Here is a 14,796-nt window from a genome sequence, read left to right on the forward strand (position 1 = left end):
CTAATTACTGTTTTTCGCAAAGCTCATACAACACGCCATTTGATGATTTGGGATGTAAAAAGGCAACCATTGCTCCACCAGCTCCAGGTTTTGGCTGATCACTCAGTAATTGAACGCCGTTTTTTCGAAGTTCGTTCATTCGCTCTTCAATATTATCCACGCCAAATGCAATATGATGAATGCCTTCGCCTTTTTTTTCTAAAAATTTAAAAATGGCATTTTGTTCATCCATTGGTTCGAGTAATTCTATTTTAATGTTCCCCGCATCAATAAAGGCAACACGCACTTTCTGAGACGCGACTTCTTCGATTTTCAACAACGGAAGTCCAAGTGTGTCCGTATAGTACGGAAGAACAGCGTTCAGATCTCTCACAGCGATTCCGATATGATCTACTTTTTTCATCTCATTTTCACTTCCTTTTTCGGCTCTTCTCTTATTGTACAGATTCGCTGCGAAAAACTCTAGTTGTTAGTGAATATTAGAAAACCACTAACATGTCTCTTCAATTTTTATAGAATCTATGATATGCTTTGCTCAAGTATTTGATTGATAAAGGAGTCTACCACCAATGAGAAACGCCGCGTTCCGTAAATTTATTGTCTATGCAATGATTGCCATCATGCTTCTTTCGAGCCTTATGTTTGGCTTGAGCTTTGTACTTTAATGGATTCAAAAACAGCAAAAGCTAAAGCTTTTGCTGTTTTTTATAGTCAGCATTTATTCTTTTTAGTTGTTGAATGGCTACCCGTCAGATTTATACAGGAATTTTCACTTTTTTGTATGAAATCCTTTATAGGACTGTTTGATTTCTAAATAGCTTTCTATTTCGTGAATTACTTGATATAACTCGGCCATTGCTAAAAATTTTTCGTGGCTACCGGGTAACGGAAGTTTGGCAAAATTATCTTTAACAATATCTAGTTTGGATATATACCGATACGCAGTATTCCCTGAGTGAACATGTTCTGCCAAATCTTCCAAGAAATCGGCTACTAAGTCAGTTTGGTCGACAATCACGGGTAAAGCTGCAATTTTCGGTAAAATGCGCTCGATGATTTCAAGTTGTTGTTCTCTCATTTCAAAGTAATGATAGTATTTATTCTCGTGACGTGTAAGGTGGTTTTGAACATCTTGGTATGCTAATGCTTTTGCTTTTTCGAGAAGCATGCGGGCGTCCATTAATTCTTTCCCACTCCAACTAGATTCTCCTTCGCGCAAATAGACAACGATTTCACGAAAAATAGAAGCATATAAATTTTCGATTTCATAACGATAAGTTTCAAGTTTTTTCTCAATACTCGGCATGTACATATTCACAGCTAAGGCTGTACCAAAACCGACCATCATCAAGACCAATTCGTTGCTCAGCAAATCCAAGTTTAAATTTTTTGCATTGTATATATGCAATAGAATAACTGAGCTGGATACAAAGCCATCTTGAAAACGCAATGTTACCAATAAAGGAATAAAAAGAACGATTAAAATTCCGATCATGATTGGATGATAAGCAATTCCTTCGAAAAATACGAATGCGTAAGCAATACCGATTATACTGGCAATAAACCGGGAAAATGCTGCACGAATCGATTTTTTCTTAGTTGGTTGTATACAAAGAATGGTTAAAATTCCAGCAGATACATAATAGTCAAGCTCTAAAAATTGAGCCAAAGAAATAGCAATTACTACACCTAACGCAGTTTTTAACGTACGGTAACCAATAGAATAAGGCTTAACATTCAGCTTCATTGTTCCCTCCAAATTTAGACATGAAAAAAATGCCTCTATATAAGAGGCATTTTTTTAAACTTCTTCGCAGTGCTGTTCAAATATTGCTTGAATATTTGTAATTACAGACATTGGATCATGACCTTCAATTTCGTGACGACCAATTTCGTCCACCATTTTTCCGTCTTTTAAGAAAACAAAAGATGGAGAAGAAGGAAGATGATCATCACCAAAAATAGCACGTGCTTGAGCTGTTGCTTCTTTGTCTTGTCCAGCAAATACTGTAAACAAGTTATCTGGACGTTTGTCGTAGTGAATCGAATGCAAAGCTGCTGGACGGGCAATGCCGCCTGCACATCCACATACAGAATTAATCATGACAAGACTTGTGCCTTTTTGTGAAAAAGCAGTGCTTACATCTTCAGCTGTTTGGAGCTGTGTATAGCCGCCGTCAATCAGTTCTTGGCGAGCTTGTGTGGTTATATCATTCATCAGGAAGTTAAAATCCATGCTCATCAAGTATCACTCCTTATTATTGCTTCTTTTATCATAGCAGGTGTTTAATAGACTTGCAAAAAAGCTTACTCAAAAAGCTTAACGATTGCTTGTGCTACCGTCAGTTTATCACTAAGCACTTGTTTCTCCAATAGTCCAACTACCTCTCGACGATTTCCATCGTCAAAAAAGCGACTATGCAGTTCATCTGTAATCATTGAACGGAACCACTCTTTTGTTTGTTCTTGTCGACGTTTTTTCCAATAGCCACTTTCTTTCACAGTTTCATCAAACTCTTGGACCATTTCCCAAACTTCAGTGATGCCCGTATTGTCAATTGATGACGCTGCAACCGAGCGAGTTTTCCAACTTTCCGTCGCAGGCTGTAAAAAATGCATCATTTGTTTGTATTCAGAAACTGTCTTTTTTGCTAGTCGAGCATTTTCACCATCTGCTTTATGCACAATAATAGCATCTGCCAATTCCAAAATACCTTTTTTCATGCCTTGCAATTCGTCTCCAGCACCAGTCAATACAAGCAACATAAACATATCTACCATGCTCCGCACCAGCGTCTCACTTTGGCCGACGCCTACTGTTTCTACTAAAATTATATCGTAGCCTGCTGCTTCACAAAGCAACATCGTTTCACGTGTTTTTTTATGAACACCACCAAGTGTACCGGCAGTTGGTGAAGGTCTAATAAAAGCCTTTGGATTACGTGCTAGCTCTTCCATACGGGTTTTGTCACCTAGAATACTACCGCCTGTTAAAGAAGAACTCGGATCAATTGCCAATACCGCCACACGGTGACCAAGACTTGTCAACATTTCGCCAAAGGTTTCAATAAACGTACTTTTACCTGCACCCGGAACACCGGTAATTCCTAATCGTAAACTGTTTCCGGTATGTGGAAGCAACTGATTAAGTAGTTCTTGACCATCTTTTTTATGTTCGGGATTTGAACTTTCAAGCAATGTAATCGCTTTTCCAAGATAAAGTCGAGATCCGCTCTGTACTCCTTGAGCGATTTCTTCAATATCCAAGATGTAGCCGTTTGGTTTCTTAAACTTTTTCCGTGGCACAGCTGTCATACCGTCATGTGCTTCACGAACGCCTTCCATAACGCGTCGTGATTTTTTTTGGAGGCTCATCAGTCTATCACTTCCTCGTAACCAAGACGCACGTAAATCTCACTAATAACTTTTTGTGCGGCAACAGGAATGACCGTTCCAGGACCAAAAATAGCACTCGCTCCATTTTTACGTAAAAACTCGTAATCTTGTGCCGGAATAACACCCCCGACAACAATTAAAATGTCATCACGTCCAATTTTTTCTAGTTCTGCTTTTAAATCTGGAACCAGTGTCATGTGTCCTGCAGCAAGAGAACTAACACCTATCACGTGAACATCATTTTCCACTGCTTGCTGGGCTGTTTCAGCAGGCGTTTGGAATAACGGACCAATATCAACGTCAAAACCTAAATCAGCAAATGCTGTCGCAATAACTTTTGCTCCACGATCATGTCCGTCTTGTCCCATTTTAGCAATTAAAATACGTGGACGACGCCCTTCATTTTCAATAAAATCTTCTGTCATTTCTTTGACGATTTCCATTTCTTGTTGGTTAGAGAAATTCGAACTATAAACACCACTCACAGAACGAATCACTGCTTTATGTCTTCCAGATACTTTTTCAATGGCATCAGAAATTTCACCAAGTGATGCTCGGTGCCGTGCCGCTTCAATCGCACAAGCCAGTATATTGTCTTTCCCTGTTTCTGCTGCTTGCGTTAATTTTTTTAGCGCTTTTGTTACTTTTTCGCTATCTCGCTCTGCTTTCATGCGATTTAGTCGCTCAATTTGCGTTTTGCGGACCATCGTATTATCAATATTTAAAATATCGATTGGATCTTCTTGATCTAGACGATGACGGTTAACTCCAATAATGGTTTCTTCGTTGGAATCAATCTGAGCTTGTTTTTTCGCAGCTGCTTCTTCAATACGCATTTTGGGCAAGCCAGTTTCAATTGCTTTCGCCATTCCTCCGAGTTCTTCCACTTCTTCAATCAATTCCCATGCTTTTTCTACTAATTCTTTTGTTAATGACTCGACATAGTACGAGCCACCCCATGGATCAATCACATTGGTCATCATTGTTTCTTCTTGAAGAAATAATTGCGTATTACGTGCTATTCTTGCCGAAAAATCGGTTGGTAACGCAATTGCTTCATCAAGCGCATTGGTATGAAGCGATTGTGTATGTCCCATTGCTGCTGCATTCGCTTCAACTAAAGTACGTGTGACATTATTAAATGGATCTTGTTCCGTTAAACTCCAACCTGAAGTTTGAGAATGCGTTCGCAACGCCAATGCTTTGCTATTTTTTGGATCAAAAGTTTTCATCATTTTCGCCCAAATTTCGCGGCCTGCACGCATTTTAGCAATTTCCATGAAATAATTCATTCCAATACCCCAAAAGAAAGACAAACGCGGTGCAAAATGATCAATATCGATTCCAGCCGCAAGACCTGTACGAACGTACTCAAGACCATCAGCAAGAGTATAAGCTAATTCTAAATCGGCTGTTGCGCCTGCCTCTTGAATATGGTAGCCAGAAATTGATATTGAGTTGAATTTCGGCATATGATTGGACGTGTATTTAAAGATATCAGCAATAATTTGCATCGACATTGCTGGTGGATAAATATACGTATTTCGAACCATGTATTCTTTTAAGATATCGTTTTGAATCGTACCTGCTAATTGGTCCGGAGAAACCCCTTGTTCTTCAGCGGCAACGATAAAGAACGCCATAATAGGTACAACTGCTCCATTCATTGTCATTGATACAGACATTTGATCTAATGGAATTCCATTAAACAAAATCTTCATGTCTTCCACGCTATCAATGGCAACGCCTGCTTTTCCTACATCTCCAACTACGCGTTCATGATCTGAATCATAGCCACGGTGTGTTGCTAAGTCAAAAGCTACAGACAATCCTTTTTGTCCCATTGCTAAGTTGCGGCGATAAAAGGCATTACTTTCTTCTGCAGTTGAAAACCCTGCATATTGACGAACAGTCCAAGGACGTGATACATACATAGTTGGGTATGGTCCACGAATGTTCGGTGCAAATCCCGGCATGCTTTCTTCAAAAAATTCTATATCTTTCTCTGTATAAACAGGCTTAATATCAATGCCTTCGTTAGTCATAAAAGGAGGTGTTTCATTAACTGATTGAGCAACATTCGTTAAATCACTTAAGTTTATTTTAGAAAAATCTGGCTTGGTCATTTACAGCGACTCCTTTCCTAAAGCGAAAATCTTCTCAAGTTTCGCAGTCATATGTTTGCCAGAATAGAGCGTATCGCTAATGCCATATTGCGTCCAATCTGCTAACTCTTGTTTCGAATACTTTCCAGCAAGATCGATATTCGCTTTAGCCTTTAGCCCAGGAACTACTGATGCAATCGTTTCTTTAGATCCACATAGAACGGCATATTCAATTTTTTCATTTGTAAGAAATTGATTAATTTCTTCTGCAGTAGCTAAATGTTTGCTTATTAAGGGTTCAATGCCACCAACTGCTAAGAAACCAGATACAAAGTCAACTTGTGCTTTACTCTTTTTTAACGGTTCTACAAGGACGATGGCTGATTTTAAGCTAGTTTTTTTGCTTTCTGCACGAAGATTTTCAAAAGGAGTTGCCAATCGTTTCGCAGTCATGTATTCCATGTGACTATCGCCAATTTTTGCATCTTTAACAGTTTCTTGAGGATTCGCGTAAATATTCGTACCAATTAATGATTGTTTGCGAGTTGCTATGTTTTTTTCTCTTTCAATCCATTTTGCTTGAATATCATCTGTTAGCCAACCTGATTTAATGACTTCCGCATACCCACCAGCTTTTTCGATTTCTAAGAAATAATTCCAAGCAGCTTCTACATATTGCTTTGTTAAGGTTTCAATAAAATACGAACCTGCCGAAGGATCCACTACATGAGAGACATGCGTTTCTTCTTTTAAGACCAGCTGCACATTACGTGCAATTCGACGACTTGATAAATCTGGTTTTGTCAAAAAATCATGCGGATGGACAGTATGAGCATCTGTACCGCCAAGAACTGCTGCAAATGTCGAGTTTCCTGCACGCAATAAATTTACGTAAGGATCTAGTTTGGAATACGAACGGACGGACGTTTCCGTAAACAATGGCAGCGTAGGTGTTTCTTCACCAAATGCAGAACTAAATACTTGCCACAATACACGAAATGCACGTAATTTCGCAATTTCTTGAAAAAATTGCGTGTCTACCGCAAAGCGAATCCACGTATTTTTTGCAACACTTGTAAAGTCACCGTCTGCCATACGTTCTGAAAGAATACTAAGTGCAACGCCAAGTTCATGTATCGCCGTTCCACCAGCATGATGGATTGGAATGGTATCTACCAATTGTGTACGAACATTTTCTGGCGCTTCCACAGTATCTTCTGAAAAAATAACGCCTTGTACTTTTGAAAGTTGCTGTGGATTTACAAAATCAAAAACATGTAAAATATGTTGATCATCACTCGTTAATTTAAAATAAATTGGGTATTGAACAATCATTTCTGCTAGATCTATTAATTGTTTGTCTGTCCACTCAAATTTACTGAAACCCGTATAGACAACGGTTTCATTTCCACGCAGAATATCATCTTTCATCAGTGCCAAGTATTCTTCAGCAGAATCTGCTGTTACTTCTTGAGAAACAAGCCAGCTTGGCTGATGCTTGCCGCGTTGAATAGCCGCTACTTGAGCAGGTATATAACGATCTAATTTGTCCAGCATTGCTTTTGTGTATAACGGTTCGAGTGTAATGTCTTCGATTGTGGATGTTTTTAACGTTTCCTCAAAAGGTTTACCATTGATCGCTTTTTCAGCAGCTTCTTGCCAGTCGTTATATGTATGCGTCGGAAAATTGATGTTTTTCATAGATTCGATTGTCACACTAGTCCCTCCTTAAAAGGCTTTCTATCTTCATCTTACCCGAATAGAGACTGACATTAAAGAAGAAAAGCTAGAAGTCCAAGGACTTCTAGCAATTGTTAATACACAGATGTATTTTCTTTAGACATGTTTTCTAAAATTTCTTTCACGCGAGCTAAAAATTGTCCACAAACAAGACCATCTAGCACTCGGTGATCTAACGATAAGCAAAGATTAACCATGTCACGTGCAGCGATCATGCCGTTGTCCATAATAACAGGACGTTTAACGATTGATTCGACTTGCATAATTGCAGCTTGTGGATGATTAATGATTCCCATCGATTGTACAGAGCCGAATGACCCAGTATTATTCACGGTGAATGTTCCACCTTGCATATCCGCAGACTTTAATTTACCTGAACGTGCTTTAAGTGCAAGCTCATTTACTTCTTTGCCAATGCCTTTAACTGATTTTTCATCAGAATTTTTAATAACCGGCACAAACAAAGCACTATCAGACGCTACGGCAATTGAAATATTAATATCTTTTTTCTGGATAATTTTATCGCCAGCCCACATGGAGTTCATCATTGGGAATTCTTTTAATGCTTGTGAAACAGCTTTAACAAAGAAAGCGAAGTACGTAATATTAAATCCTTCTTTTTTCTTGAATTCGCCTTTGATGGAATCACGGTATTGAACCAAATTTGTGACATCTACCTCAATCATCATCCACGCATGCGGTGCTTCGTGTTTACTTTTCAGCATGTTGGCAGCAATTGCTTTGCGCACGCCGGAAACTGGGATCTCGATATCGCCTTCGGCACTTTCGATTGGAGCTGAAGTCGCTTTTGGCGCAGCAGCAGGTGTTGACGGTTGAGCTGCAGGTTGTTCTTGTTGCGCAGGAGCCGCTTGAGCTACCGGTGCATCTCCAGCTTTTGGAATATTACCGCTGTCAATTAACTTCATCAAATCTTTACGCGTGATGCGCCCTTCGTTACCTGAGCCTTCAACTTGTGTTAAATCAATGTCGTTATATTGAGCTAACCGTAAGACAGCTGGTGAATAGCGCCCTTTTGCTCCAGATGGTTTAGCTGGAGTTGCAGAAGCTTTTGGTTCTGCTGATTGCGCTTCTGGTGCTTTTTCTTTAGTAGCTGTTTTTTCTTCAGTCGGTGCCTCAGCGCTGCCACCTTCTGTTTCAATAGTGCAGACGATTTCACCTACTGCTAATGTTTCACCTTCAGAAGCAATTAATTCTTTAATGGTTCCTGTGAAAGAAGACGGAACTTCCGCTGTTACTTTATCTGTATTGACTTCGGCAAGCGGGTCGTATTTGTTTACATGATCACCTGGTTGAACTAACCATTTTTCAATGGTTCCTTCTGTTACACTTTCACCCAGTTGAGGCATTTTGATATTTTCAATAGCCAAGGGAACTCCTCCTTTACTTGTTGTTCAGTTTTGTGTTTTTTTACTTAAGCCGCTCCGGCTGTGCGTCTTTTGCCCGTCGAATCTACACGGGCGCTTACGCTTTTCTTGTCTAGTTTCACCGGCCAACTCCTCGGGTCATAAGTCACTTTGGCTGTGCGGCTAAAAAGACGCCGCTTCGCCAATGCGCCTTATGCCTGCCGGAGCTGTGCGGCCGGTTCAACTTTTCTTTTGTCTAGCTTCAGCGCCCAGATTCTAGGGTCATAAGCCACTCTGGCTGTGCGGCAAAAAACGCCGCTTCGCCAGTGTGTCTTACGCCCGTCGAATCTAGATGGGCGCTTACGCTTTTCTTTTTAAAATTCTGCTAGTTCTCTCATTGCTTTTTCTACTTTGTCTGGGTTGATCATGAAGAATTTCTCCATGGTTGGCGCATAAGCCATTGCTGGAATATCTGGTCCTGCTAGACGTTTAATTGGAGCATCCAATTCGAATAGGCAGTTTTCAGCAATAATAGCCGCTACTTCCCCAATAATGCTTCCTTCTTTATTGTCTTCTGTGACTAATAGCACTTTCCCCGTTTTCTTCGCAGCTTCAATAATGCCGTCTTTATCCAATGGATAAATTGTACGCAAGTCCAGAATATGAGCAGAAATTCCATCTTCTGCAAGACGTTCTGCAGCTTGAAGTGCAAAGTGAACAGCTAAACCGTAAGTGATGACCGTAATATCTTCACCTTCACGTTTAACGTCTGCTTTACCGATTTCGATTGTATAATCTTCTTCTGGTACTTCGCCTTTGATCAACCGATACGCGCGTTTGTGTTCAAAGAACATCACTGGATCTTCGTCGCGAATTGCTGCTTTTAAAAGACCTTTAGCATCGTATGGAGTAGAAGGAATAACAATTTTCAAGCCAGGCTGGTTCGCAAAAATCGCTTCTACAGACTGTGAGTGATAAAGGGCACCGTGGACGCCTCCGCCAAATGGTGCACGGAAAACAATTGGGCATGTCCAATCGTTATTTGAACGGTAACGAATACGAGAAGCTTCAGAAATAATTTGGTTAACTGCAGGCATGATAAAATCTGCAAACTGCATTTCTGCGATTGGACGTAATCCATACATTGCTGCTCCAATACCAACACCGGCAATTGCCGATTCTGCAAGCGGTGTATCTAATACACGATCTTCTCCGAATTGATCGTAAAGACCTTGTGTGGCTTTAAAAACGCCACCTTTTTTACCAACGTCTTCTCCGAGAACAAAGACGTTTTCGTCACGTTCCATTTCTTCTTTCATGGCAAGCGTGATGGCATCAATATAAGACATAATAGCCATTATTCGTCTCCTCCTTCTTCGGCATAGACATACTTCATTGCATCTTCTGGTTTTGCGTATGGAGCTTCTTCGGCATAATCAGTCGCTTCATTGACGATCAGCATGATGCGCTCATTGATTTCTTTTTCAATTTCATCTGTCATAATATTATTTTCTTTTAGGTAAGCACCAAATGTCAAAATCGGATCTGTTGATTTTTGGGCTGCTAATTCGTCTGCTGAACGGTACTGACGGTGATCATCATCCGAAGAGTGAGCTGTCATTCGTTCGGAAACGGTCTCGATTAAACTTGGGCCTTCACCACGACGAGCACGGTCAGCCGCTTCTTTTACATGTTTGTAAACTTCAATCGGATCATTGCCATCAATCGTTACACCTGGCATCCCATAGCCAATTGCACGATCTGAAACGTTTTTGCAAGCTAATTGGCGTTCAACTGGTACAGAAATTGCGTATTTATTGTTTTCAACCATGATGATAACTGGTAATTTGTGAACACCGGCAAAGTTCATGCCTTCGTGGAAATCGCCTTGGTTAGACGAACCTTCACCAAGTGTTGTAAATGTAATGAAATCTTTTTGCTTCATCTTACCTGCAAGAGCAACACCTACTGCGTGAGGCAATTGTGTAGTAACAGGTGAAGATCCTGTGATGATGCGATTACTTTTTTGACCAAAATGACCGGGCATTTGACGTCCACCTGAGTTTGGGTCTTCTGCTTTAGCGAAAGCTGAAAGCATCAACTCTTTTGGCGTCATACCAAAATGAAGAACCACACCAATGTCGCGGTAATAAGGTGCGATATAATCTTTCGTATTGTCCAGTGCAAAAGCCGCTCCTACTTGAGCTGCTTCTTGACCTTGACATGAAATTACGAAAGGAATTTTTCCAGCACGGTTTAATAGCCACATACGCTCATCTACACGTCGAGCCATTAACATCGTTTCATACATTTTTAGAACATCATCATTGGTCAAACCAATTTCTTCGTGTTTCGTAGCCATTATGTTTCCCCCTTTAACTGTGGATTGCTTTTCCATCTACTGCTAATGCTGCTTCGCCCATTACTTCTGAAAGTGTTGGATGCGGATGGATTGTTTCAGCGATTTCCCAAGGTGTTGCGTCGAGTACCATTGCCAGACCTGCTTCAGAAATCATATCTGTTACATGTGGACCGATCATATGCACACCAAGAATATCATTTGTTTTTTTGTCTGCGATAATTTTTACAAATCCATCAGACTCGCCGTAGACCAATGCTTTACCAATTGCTTTAAACGAGAACTTGCCGACTTTCACATCGTGCCCTTTTTCTTTTGCTTGTTCTTCTGTAATCCCGACACTTGCTGCTTCCGGACTAGAATAAACACAACGTGACACTAAATCATAATCGATGGCATGTGGGTTATTGCCTTTAATGTGTTCGATGGCTGTGATGCCCTCGTGTGAAGCAACATGCGCTAATTGAAGGCCACCAATTACATCTCCGATTGCATAAATATGGGATTCTTTTGTTTGGAATGACTTTTTCACTTGAATAAAGCCCTTTTCAACGATAATATCTGTGTTTTCAATACCAATGTTTTCAACGTTTGCTTGACGGCCAACAGATACAAGCATTTTTTCAGCAGAAAAACTTTCGTTCTTGCCGTTGATCTCTGCTTGAATTGTTACACCGTTTTCACCGGTTTCTAAGGTGTCAGCCATTACTTTTGCACTTGTCACAAACTTAACGCCTTTTTTCTTCAACAGTTTCATCATTTCTTTCGAAACATCTTTATCTTCTGTCGGAATGATCCGGTCTGCGTATTCAATAACAGTTACATCAACACCAAAATCGTTAAGCATTGAGGCCCATTCGATTCCGATAACGCCACCACCAACGATTAAAATAGATTGTGGCAAACTTTCCATTTTCAATGCCTCGTCTGAACTCATGACAAATTCGCCATCAATTGTTAATCCAGGCAACGTACGTGGACGTGATCCTGTTGCAACAATTACGTTATTCGGAATTAACATTTCGTTTTCTTCACCGTTATTCATTTCAACAGAAATCGTTCCTGCGTTTGGCGAGAAAATCGACGGTCCGAGAATGCGGCCAATGCCTTCATAAACATCAATTTTACCTTTTTTCATCAATCCTTGCACACCTGCGTGCAATTGATCAACAATACTTTGTTTGCGCTGTTGAACGCGCGCAAAATCTAAAGTTACTTCGCCTGTTTGAACACCAAAATCAACTGCATGATTTTTAGTTGTGGAGTAAACTTCAGCGCTGCGAAGTAATGCTTTACTTGGAATACAACCTCTATGTAAGCAAGTGCCTCCCATTTCGGCTTTTTCAACAATAGCTGTTTTTAACCCTAGTTGCGCAGAGCGAATAGCAGCTACGTAACCACCTGTTCCTCCACCTAAAATAACAACATCATAATTTTGAGCCATGGATTTTTCCTCCTTTTTATTCACATTAATTAAATTTTTTAAAAAAATTAATTTATTCATTCATTGAAACGAATAAGTTTTTGCTTGTTCGATTCCATTTAATACCCGCACAGCTCCTTCAGCCAATGCTTGAAGCTCATTCTCACCCGGTTGAATTTCAACATCTGCAATCCAATTGACCCGTTCAATAATGGCTTCTACAAAGCTTTTGCCGTGAGCCAAACCGCCAGTTAAAATAATAGCATCTACTTGTCCTTTTAAAACGGTACTGACAGCACCAATTTCTCGAGCAATTTGATAAGCCATTGCTTGATAAATCAATTCTGCTTTTGTATCTCCAGCTAAAATGCGTTTTTCGATTCTCACTACATCTTTCGTTTCAAGATAAGCAACCAATCCACTTTCTCTAATTAGTTTTTTCATTATTTCAGAACGGCTATACTGTCCCGAAAAACACAAATCCACTAAACTGCCTGCAGGTATGGTTCCTGCTCGCTCGAGACTAAATGGGCCGTCGCCATGCAAGCCGTTGTTGACATCAATAACGCGTCCTTTTTGATGTGCTCCAACTGTTATTCCTGAACCCATATGAGCGACAACTAAATTTACGTCTTCATAAGCACGTCCAGTTTTATGCGCATACTTTCGAGCTACAGCTTTTTGGTTGAGCGCATGAAAAATGGATTTCCGTTCTATAGAAGAAAAACCGGATATGCGTGCAATTGGTTCTAGTTCATCTACAACCACCGGATCGACAATAAAAGCGGGAATATTTAGTCCACTAGCAATGTCATGAGCAAGAATACCACCTAAATTAGAAGCATGTTGTCCTGAATAGCCGTCGTTTAAATCCTTCATCATTTCCTCGTTCACTTCGTATGTTCCACCTTTGATTGGGCGTAACAAACCACCTCTTCCGCACACCGCTGCTAAATTTGAAACATTCATACATTCTTCATCCAATGCTTCCAAAATAGCATTTTTTCTGTATACATGCTGTTTTGCAATACTTGGAAATGCATTAATAGCTGCTATTTCGTGGTGTATGGTTTTTTCCATAATTAAGATTTCGTTATCAAAAACGCCAACTTTAGTCCAAGTAGATGCTGGGTTGATTACTAGTATACGATTCGATTGCTCTGGCATACGTTCTCCCCCTTTGGCTGTTGATCGATTTTATGATCTCATTAACTAAAACAAGAAGCCAGGCGTACTTTACCTGACTTCTTGCGGAGGCCATGCCGAGTACGGCTGAAGCGCTGCGGAACAGATTCCGTTTTGCAGTTTGGTCTTTTATCTTCTACTTAAAATATTGTGTTCGTTTCTCAAGAATTGAGATCTCGATTTACGTGTACGTTCAATGCGCTCTTCAGCCATACGGTCTGCAGCGATGTAACTTGGCACTTTATCACGTTTTGCGATTGCAAATATTTTTGTAATGCTATCGTAAATTGTTTCAACGCGTTTCATTGCACGCTCATTGTTGTATCCGTATAACTCATCTGCAACGTTGATTACACCGCCTGAATTGATAACAAAGTCAGGTGCATAAACAATTCCACGAGCTTCTAATTCATCGCCGTGACGTTCTTCTTTTAATTGGTTGTTAGCAGATCCTGCAACAACTTTAACTTTCAATTGAGGAATCGTGTCATCATTAATAATTGCGCCCATAGCACATGGTGCGAAAATATCTGCATCTTGTGAGTAAATATCATTTGGTGCAACCGCTGTTGCGCCAAATGCTTCCACTGCACGATTTACAGCATCTTGGTTAATATCAGTTACGATTAATTTCGCGCCTTCTTTGTGCAGATATTCGCAAAGTGGGTAAGCAACGTTACCAACGCCTTGAACTGCAACTGTTTTACCTTTAAGTGAATCGTCACCGAATGCCTCTAAAGCAGCAGCTTTCATTCCGATGTATGCGCCGTAAGCTGTTACTGGTGATGGATTACCTGAAGAACCAAATGCCGGTGAGATTCCAGTTACATAGTCCGTTTCTTCGTGGATAAGATCCATATCAGCAACTGTTGTTCCAACATCTTCTGCTGTGATATAACGACCGTTTAGTCCTTGAATAAAGCGGCCGAACGCACGAAACATTTCTTCGTTTTTGTCTTTTAGTGGGTCTCCGATAATAACTGTTTTCCCGCCGCCTAAGTTAAGACCAGCTGCAGCGTTTTTATAGGTCATTCCGCGACCTAGACGAATTGCATCTTCAATTGCTTCTTCTTCTGTTGCATAGTTCCACATACGAGTACCACCAAGTGCTGGTCCTAAAGTTGTATCGTGGATACAGATGATGGCTTTCAAGCCCGAACTTTTATCTTGGCAAAATACTAGCTGTTCATAATCATGTTCTTCCATTTTTTTGAATATTTCCAT

The 14,796-nt window shown here is 40.3% G+C and carries 13 protein-coding genes; 1 reads left to right on the forward strand and 12 read right to left on the reverse strand.

Features of this window, described 5'->3' with window-relative positions:
• Window positions 1–4: 4 nt before the first annotated feature.
• Window positions 5–403, reverse strand: coding sequence for a methylmalonyl-CoA epimerase (gene mce / locus I858_RS08605; RefSeq protein ID WP_065524743.1), 399 nt, complete (start codon window positions 401–403; stop codon window positions 5–7).
• Window positions 404–569: 166 nt separating this feature from the next.
• Here mce and prli42 point away from each other — a divergent pair, with 166 nt between their 5' ends.
• A complete protein-coding gene (gene prli42 / locus I858_RS17020; RefSeq protein WP_157886504.1) occupies window positions 570–665 on the forward strand; it encodes a stressosome-associated protein Prli42 in 96 nt (31 codons plus the stop codon).
• Between the two features lie 104 nt (window positions 666–769).
• On the opposite strand, the gene I858_RS08610 is transcribed toward prli42, so the two are convergent.
• From I858_RS08610 to I858_RS08660, 11 genes are all read right to left on the reverse strand, one after another.
• Window positions 770–1,747: an aromatic acid exporter family protein gene (locus tag I858_RS08610; RefSeq protein WP_065524742.1), complete on the reverse strand. Its 978-nt coding sequence runs from the start codon at window positions 1,745–1,747 to the stop codon at window positions 770–772.
• A gap of 54 nt (window positions 1,748–1,801) precedes the next feature.
• Window positions 1,802–2,242: a BrxA/BrxB family bacilliredoxin gene (locus I858_RS08615; RefSeq protein ID WP_065524741.1), complete on the reverse strand. Its 441-nt coding sequence runs from the start codon at window positions 2,240–2,242 to the stop codon at window positions 1,802–1,804.
• Between the two features lie 65 nt (window positions 2,243–2,307).
• Window positions 2,308–3,375 (reverse strand): methylmalonyl Co-A mutase-associated GTPase MeaB, encoded by a 1,068-nt coding sequence (gene meaB / locus I858_RS08620; RefSeq protein ID WP_065524740.1) that lies wholly within the window; start codon window positions 3,373–3,375, stop codon window positions 2,308–2,310.
• On the reverse strand, window positions 3,375–5,522 hold the full coding sequence (scpA, locus tag I858_RS08625) for a methylmalonyl-CoA mutase (protein WP_065524739.1): 2,148 nt from the start codon (window positions 5,520–5,522) through the stop codon (window positions 3,375–3,377). Before scpA ends, meaB begins: the two co-directional genes overlap by 1 nt.
• Window positions 5,523–7,217 (reverse strand): methylmalonyl-CoA mutase family protein, encoded by a 1,695-nt coding sequence (locus tag I858_RS08630; protein WP_083553687.1) that lies wholly within the window; start codon window positions 7,215–7,217, stop codon window positions 5,523–5,525.
• A 98-nt stretch (window positions 7,218–7,315) separates the two neighbouring features.
• Complete coding sequence (locus tag I858_RS08635) at window positions 7,316–8,629, reverse strand: dihydrolipoamide acetyltransferase family protein (protein ID WP_065524738.1); 1,314 nt, start codon at window positions 8,627–8,629, stop codon at window positions 7,316–7,318.
• 350 nt (window positions 8,630–8,979) lie between these two features.
• Complete coding sequence (locus tag I858_RS08640) at window positions 8,980–9,963, reverse strand: alpha-ketoacid dehydrogenase subunit beta (protein ID WP_065524737.1); 984 nt, start codon at window positions 9,961–9,963, stop codon at window positions 8,980–8,982.
• The gene (locus I858_RS08645) at window positions 9,963–10,967 is read right to left on the reverse strand and encodes a thiamine pyrophosphate-dependent dehydrogenase E1 component subunit alpha (RefSeq protein WP_065524736.1); all 1,005 of its coding nucleotides are present in this window, start codon (window positions 10,965–10,967) and stop codon (window positions 9,963–9,965) included. The genes I858_RS08640 and I858_RS08645 overlap by 1 nt, the downstream gene beginning before the upstream one ends.
• 13 nt (window positions 10,968–10,980) lie before the next feature.
• Window positions 10,981–12,408 carry a dihydrolipoyl dehydrogenase gene (gene lpdA / locus I858_RS08650; RefSeq protein ID WP_065524735.1) on the reverse strand — a complete coding sequence of 476 codons (1,428 nt, stop codon included), beginning with the start codon at window positions 12,406–12,408 and terminating at the stop codon, window positions 10,981–10,983.
• Window positions 12,409–12,468: 60 nt separating this feature from the next.
• Window positions 12,469–13,554, reverse strand: a complete 1,086-nt coding sequence (gene buk, locus I858_RS08655) for a butyrate kinase (protein ID WP_065524734.1) — start codon at window positions 13,552–13,554, stop codon at window positions 12,469–12,471.
• 147 nt (window positions 13,555–13,701) lie between these two features.
• On the reverse strand, window positions 13,702–14,796 hold the full coding sequence (locus I858_RS08660) for a Leu/Phe/Val dehydrogenase (RefSeq protein WP_065524733.1): 1,095 nt from the start codon (window positions 14,794–14,796) through the stop codon (window positions 13,702–13,704).

This window comes from Planococcus versutus, from assembly GCF_001186155.3.
Lineage (GTDB): Bacteria > Bacillota > Bacilli > Bacillales_A > Planococcaceae > Planococcus > Planococcus versutus.

Bases quoted from the DNA above. Each gene is read 5' to 3' on its own strand.
- mce (WP_065524743.1), bottom strand. From the start codon at position 403: ATGAAAAAAGTAGATCATATCGGAATCGCTGTGAGAGATCTGAACGCT.
- prli42 (WP_157886504.1), top strand. From the start codon at position 570: ATGAGAAACGCCGCGTTCCGTAAATTTATTGTCTATGCAATGATTGCC.
- I858_RS08610 (WP_065524742.1), bottom strand. From the start codon at position 1,747: ATGAAGCTGAATGTTAAGCCTTATTCTATTGGTTACCGTACGTTAAAA.
- I858_RS08615 (WP_065524741.1), bottom strand. From the start codon at position 2,242: ATGAGCATGGATTTTAACTTCCTGATGAATGATATAACCACACAAGCT.
- meaB (WP_065524740.1), bottom strand. From the start codon at position 3,375: ATGAGCCTCCAAAAAAAATCACGACGCGTTATGGAAGGCGTTCGTGAA.
- scpA (WP_065524739.1), bottom strand. From the start codon at position 5,522: ATGACCAAGCCAGATTTTTCTAAAATAAACTTAAGTGATTTAACGAAT.
- I858_RS08640 (WP_065524737.1), bottom strand. From the start codon at position 9,963: ATGGCTATTATGTCTTATATTGATGCCATCACGCTTGCCATGAAAGAA.
- I858_RS08645 (WP_065524736.1), bottom strand. From the start codon at position 10,967: ATGGCTACGAAACACGAAGAAATTGGTTTGACCAATGATGATGTTCTA.
- lpdA (WP_065524735.1), bottom strand. From the start codon at position 12,408: ATGGCTCAAAATTATGATGTTGTTATTTTAGGTGGAGGAACAGGTGGT.
- buk (WP_065524734.1), bottom strand. From the start codon at position 13,554: ATGCCAGAGCAATCGAATCGTATACTAGTAATCAACCCAGCATCTACT.
- I858_RS08660 (WP_065524733.1), bottom strand. From the start codon at position 14,796: ATGGAAATATTCAAAAAAATGGAAGAACATGATTATGAACAGCTAGTA.